The following is a 2,224-nucleotide window of genomic DNA, read 5'->3' on the forward strand; positions in this document are numbered from 1 at the left end:
GGCGGCACGGTGACGGCCACCACGTCCGCGCTGCTGACGGTCGCCGCCACCCAGTCGGCGGCGACGCTGCACACCGAGCCCAGCTTCGCCGCGCTGGCCGACAGCGTCTACACGGTGTTCATGCTCGGTGGCGATGGCACGGCGCGTGGCGTCGTGCGTCGCGAACGCTGATCGCCAGCGCGTCGGGGCGCCTCTGCTGACGCGCCCGGACGCCGCATGCGGCAACATCGCCGGATGTCCTCGCCGCCGCTCCGTCCCACCGTGATCCAGATCCGCCGCCTGCGCCAGCTGTGGCGCTCGGCGGGCTGGCCGTGCCAGGACATGCTGGAGGTGGAGCTGCTGGCGCTGGGCTGGCTGGAGCGCCAGCAGGACGCGCACGGCCGCGAGACGCTGCGGCTGACCGCCCCCGGCATCGAGGTCCTGCACCTGGGCCTGCGCAGGAACCGCGCCGCCCGCGACCGGCACGAGGACCTGGTCGGCCGGATGGCCGTGGAGCTGCAGCGCGCGGGGCGCGTGGTCTGGCGCGGACTGTCGCTGCGCGCCGGACTGCCGCGCGAGGACGAACCCGACCGCCTGCGCTGGGTCAACGCGATGCCCGACGTCTATTCGGTGCGCAACACCACCGTCGAGGACTACCTCGAACCGGCCGTCCACGAGATCAAGGTCAGCCGCGCCGACCTGCTCTCGGAACTCCGCCGCCCGGCCAAGGCGCAGGCCTACCTCGCGCTGAGCGGCCAGTGCTGGTACGTGCTGCGCGCGGGCATCGCCGCGGTGGAGGAAATCCCGCCCGCCTTTGGCGTGCTGTTCGCGCATGAACTGGGCGAGGGCTGGCGCTTCGAGCTGGGCCGTCCGGCGCCGCGCCGGCCGATGAGGCCGGACTTCGGCACCTGGATGGCGCTCGCGAAGGCGGCGCCCGAAGCGCCGCCGCTGGACGAGGGTCAGGACTTGCTGGGCGAGGCCTGAAGGCCGTCGGCCCGGGGCGCCGGCGCGGTCGCGGCCTTGGGCGCCAGCAGCAGGTACAGCAGCGGACCGACCGAGCCGGCCGCCAGCGTGATCACCGCATACGGCCAGAAGCGACGGCCCTGCTGCCGCGCGTCGCGCCACAGGAAGCCCAGCAGCAGCACGCAGGCGATCATCAGGTCGGCCACCGCCTGGCGGCTGCCGGGCCGCTCGAACAGCGACATCCACAGGCCGACGTAACCCAGCTCCACGACGACGTGCATCGAATACGCGCCGAACACGGCCAACACCAGGGCGAGGGAGATCTTCAGCATGACGGGCTCCTTGAGGTCATCGACGGGTTGAACATGGCGGTCAGTCTCGGCGGCGGCGCGCGCCGGCTCAATGACCTCCGAGGTCATTGCCGCCCTCCACCCCGCGGCTAGCATGCCCCGCATGAACACGTTCACCGCCTCGACCTCCGCGACCTCCCCCGTCACGGTGCTGCTGCCGCAGCTGCGCCGCGAGCGCCGCCTGAGCCAGCTCGAGCTGTCGCTGCGCGTGGGCGTGTCGCAGCGCCACCTGAGCTGCATCGAGACCGGCCGCGCGCGGCCCAGCCGCGAGATGCTGATCGCGCTGCTGGACGCGCTGGACGCGCCGCTGCCGCGCCGCAACGAGGCCCTGCTGGCCGCCGGCTACGCGCCGCACTATCCGCGCCGCTCGCTCGACGATCCCGACCTCGGCGCGGTGCGCGAGGCGCTGCGCCATCTGCTCGACGCGCACGACCCCGCGCCCGCGCTGGTGCTGGACGGCGGCTGGAACCTGGTGATGGCCAACCGCGGCGCGCACCGGCTGATGACGCTGCTGGGCGTCGACGCCGAGGCGATGCTTCAGCCGGGCTTCAACCTGCTGCGCGCCTGCCTGCAACCGGGCGGGCTGCGCACCCTGTGCGAGAACGAGGCCGAGGTCTGCGCCGCGCTCTGGAGCCGCGCCCAGCACGAGGCCGCGCATTTCGCCGAGCTCAAGCCGCTGCTGGAGGAACTGCGTCCGCATGTGCCGCAGCGCGTCACGCCGGACGCGCACACGCCGCTGCTGCACACGCGGCTGCGCTCGTCGGCGGGCGTGCTCAGCCTGTTCTCGGCGTTCACCAGCTTCGGCTCGCCACTGGACGTCACGCTGGCGTCGCTGCGCGTGGAGCATTTCTTCCCCCGCGGACGCCGCGACGCGGCGCGCGCTCGCGGACGGCTGAGCCCTGCGCCGCCGGCGACGGCCGCGAGCCGCGCCG

General features: G+C 73.8%; 3 protein-coding genes. 2 read left to right on the forward strand and 1 reads right to left on the reverse strand.

Features of this window, described 5'->3' with window-relative positions; all coding sequences use genetic code 11:
• The first annotated feature begins 216 nt into the window (after positions 1–216).
• Positions 217–963: a hypothetical protein gene (locus FUT87_RS27345; RefSeq protein ID WP_255512083.1), complete on the forward strand. Its 747-nt coding sequence runs from the start codon at positions 217–219 to the stop codon at positions 961–963.
• On the opposite strand, the gene FUT87_RS29665 is transcribed toward FUT87_RS27345, so the two are convergent.
• Positions 939–1,274 (reverse strand): DUF2834 domain-containing protein, encoded by a 336-nt coding sequence (locus tag FUT87_RS29665; protein WP_175538400.1) that lies wholly within the window; start codon positions 1,272–1,274, stop codon positions 939–941. The two genes, FUT87_RS27345 and FUT87_RS29665, sit on opposite strands and share 25 nt — an antisense overlap.
• Positions 1,275–1,395: 121 nt before the next feature.
• Between FUT87_RS29665 and FUT87_RS27355 the strand changes: the two genes are divergently transcribed.
• On the forward strand, positions 1,396–2,224 hold an 829-nt coding region (locus tag FUT87_RS27355), incomplete at its 3' end, for a helix-turn-helix domain-containing protein (protein ID WP_186830809.1).

Source organism: Mitsuaria sp. TWR114, assembly GCF_007997345.1.